Source organism: Brunnivagina elsteri CCALA 953 (assembly GCF_002289455.1).
In the GTDB taxonomy this organism is placed as follows: Bacteria; Cyanobacteriota; Cyanobacteriia; order Cyanobacteriales; family Nostocaceae; genus Brunnivagina; species Brunnivagina elsteri.
Genome location: NZ_NTFS01000592.1, coordinates 1 through 2885, shown reverse-complemented (window position 1 = coordinate 2885; position 2885 = coordinate 1). Strand labels below are relative to the sequence as shown.

Here is a 2885-nt window from a genome sequence, read left to right as displayed (position 1 = left end):
GGGTGGGGTTCTTGTACCTCACTTAACTGAGAACCGCTATATGGGACTAAGATATTTTACAACAGGAGAAAAATCAGATGAATAGTTGTATTTTGATGGCAGAAATTACTAATCCTCCCCAACTGCGTCATACTCCCGATGGATTGGAACTTGCGGAGATGATGGTACAGTTTGCGGGTTCGCGTCCAGATGATGCGCCAGGGATGTTGCGGGTCATTGGTTGGGGTAACATGGCAAAAGAGATTCACGCGAATTATCATCAAGGCGATCGCGTGTTAATCGAAGGACGATTGGGGATGAATACAATTCAGAGGGAGGGGTTTAAAGAGAAGCGGGCAGAATTGACAGTGCAAAAAATCCATTCCCTTGGTGGTGCGATTGTAACAACAACGAACCCAATGATGGAACAAGCCACATCCGCAGCCACAAATACGAGAAATAATTCTGCACAAACAAATTATCCACCAACAGATTATCCACCAACAAACTATCCACCAGCGAATAATACTCCCAGCTACGAACCACCAATATCAGAACCAACACCAGCGAGAACAAATGTTGGTGTAATGAACGACGACTACAATCAAAACACAAATCAAAACACACCCCAAAGGAATTTTGAGCCAAGTACATATCCAGCAATGGATGCACCTGATGAGGATGATATTCCGTTTTAGGGAATTGGGGAATATAGAACTTCTATATTCCTCTCATCTTGTTCTTTTATATACCCAATCCTCCAACCAATGCTCAAAAAGTTTAAACTACTGTTAAGATGCAATTATTTTTAATTTAATATATCTACCGACTTCTATGAAAGACACAATTCTCTCGGTTCGTAATTTGCGGGTTGATTTTTCAGAGAATGGGAAATCAGAGAACAGCAAAAGCGCTAAAGCTGTTGATGGTATATCTTTCGATTTGCAGCGTGGTGAAACCTTAGGAATTGTGGGGGAGTCGGGAAGTGGTAAATCAGTAACTTCCCTTGCGGTGATGGGTTTGTTGCAATCTCCAGGTAAGGTGAGTAATGGGGAAATATTATTTTCCCCCCAACCCAATTCAAACCCCATTAACTTGGTTGAATTGCCTCCAGAAGAAATGCAGCTACATCGGGGGGGAGATATTGCGATGATTTTCCAAGAACCGATGAGTTCCCTAAACCCAGTATTTACAATTGGCTATCAACTTACCGAAGCAATTTTACGCCATCAAAATATTACAGCTACCGAAGCAAAACAAAAAGCGATCGCAGGATTACAAGAAGTTAAACTTTTGCCCAGCGATGAACAAATCCAAGAACAATATTTGGAAACAGCCAAGCAAACCGGGGACATTCTCCCACCTCAGAAACTGAAGGAACTGGTTAAGCAGCACAAAGATTCAATATTGGAACGTTACCCACACCAACTTTCGGGAGGACAGCTACAACGGGTAATGATTGCGATGGCAATTTCTTGTAACCCTTTGCTATTGATTGCCGATGAACCGACAACAGCTTTGGATGTCACCGTACAAGCAACAATTATTGATTTGTTGCGTGATTTACAACAGCAGCGCAATATGGCGATGATTTTTATTACCCACGATTTAGGGTTAATCTCGGAAATTGCGGATACAGTTGCCGTCATGTACAGAGGAAAAATTGTTGAATATGGCAATTCCAGCGAAATTTTTAATAATCCTCAGCATCCCTACAGCAAAGGTTTGGTTGCCTGTCGTCCATCCCTCGATAGTCGTCCGCAGAAACTCCTGACGGTTTCCGATTACATGAGTGTTGAAGAGAGCCAAGGGGGAGAAGTCATAATTAAAGCAAAATCCCCTGAAGACCCGATTCAAGTTAGTTTAGAAGAAGTTAATCGTCGCCTTGCCAAACTCGAACGAGAATCATCCCTAGTACAAATTAAAAATCTCAAAGTTGGTTTTCCCATCAAAGGTGTATTTGGTGGGACAAAGCGCTACTTCATGGCAGTAAATGATGTTTCATTTGATATCAAGCGTGGTGAAACTTTGGGCTTGGTGGGTGAATCGGGATGTGGTAAAAGTACACTAGCTCGGACTTTGCTGCGACTGATTGAACCGACAGGCGGACAAATTATTTTTGAAAACCGTGATATTACGCAATTGAAAGGTAGCGAATTGCAGATATTACGACGACAAATGCAAATTATTTTTCAAAATCCATTTAGTGCCCTCGATCCGAGAATGAAAGTGGGGGATGCGATTATGGAACCGTTAGTAATTCACAAACAGGGAAAAACGGTTAAAGAACGACGGGAACGGGCAGTATATCTACTAGAAAGGGTGGGATTGAATGCAGATGCTATGAATCGTTATCCGCACCAATTTTCGGGGGGGCAGCGACAAAGGGTATGTATTGCCCGTTCTTTGGCATTAAATCCCAAGTTTATTATTTGTGACGAATCTGTTTCCGCGTTGGATGTGTCGGTACAAGCTCAGGTATTGAACTTGTTGAAGGAATTGCAAGAGGAATTTGGGTTGACTTATATCTTTATTTCCCACGATTTGAGCGTCGTCAAATTTATGAGCGATCGCATTTTAGTGATGAACAAAGGGCAAATTGTCGAACAAGGAAAAGCCGAGGAAATATATCTTCATCCGAAGGAAGAATATACGCAGAAGTTAATTGCATCAATTCCTACAGGTAGTGTCGAAAGGATTAAACAGAGGCAAGCGAAAGCATCTTAAATTATTATTAATATTTCATATTTCTATTAAAATCCCCGGCTTTTCAGTCGGGGTTATGAGCAGGGCTATTTCATTCTAAAAGTAGGAGCTATGTGGTATAATCTAGCGCGAATCCAAGCGTGTGCATCTACCTCCATGAGCCAACCAGCAATTATAGAAGCTTTTGCAGAGCTTAAAGA

Annotated in this window: 2 protein-coding genes; both read left to right on the top strand. The window is 41.8% G+C overall.

Features of this window, described 5'->3' with window-relative positions:
* The first annotated feature begins 77 nt into the window (after positions 1-77).
* On the top strand, positions 78-677 hold the full coding sequence (locus tag CK510_RS28775; protein ID WP_095724892.1) for a single-stranded DNA-binding protein: 600 nt from the start codon (positions 78-80) through the stop codon (positions 675-677).
* 136 nt (positions 678-813) lie between these two features.
* Positions 814-2706, top strand: coding sequence for an ABC transporter ATP-binding protein (locus tag CK510_RS28770; RefSeq protein ID WP_095724891.1), 1893 nt, complete (start codon positions 814-816; stop codon positions 2704-2706).
* The last annotated feature ends 179 nt before the right edge of the window (positions 2707-2885 follow it).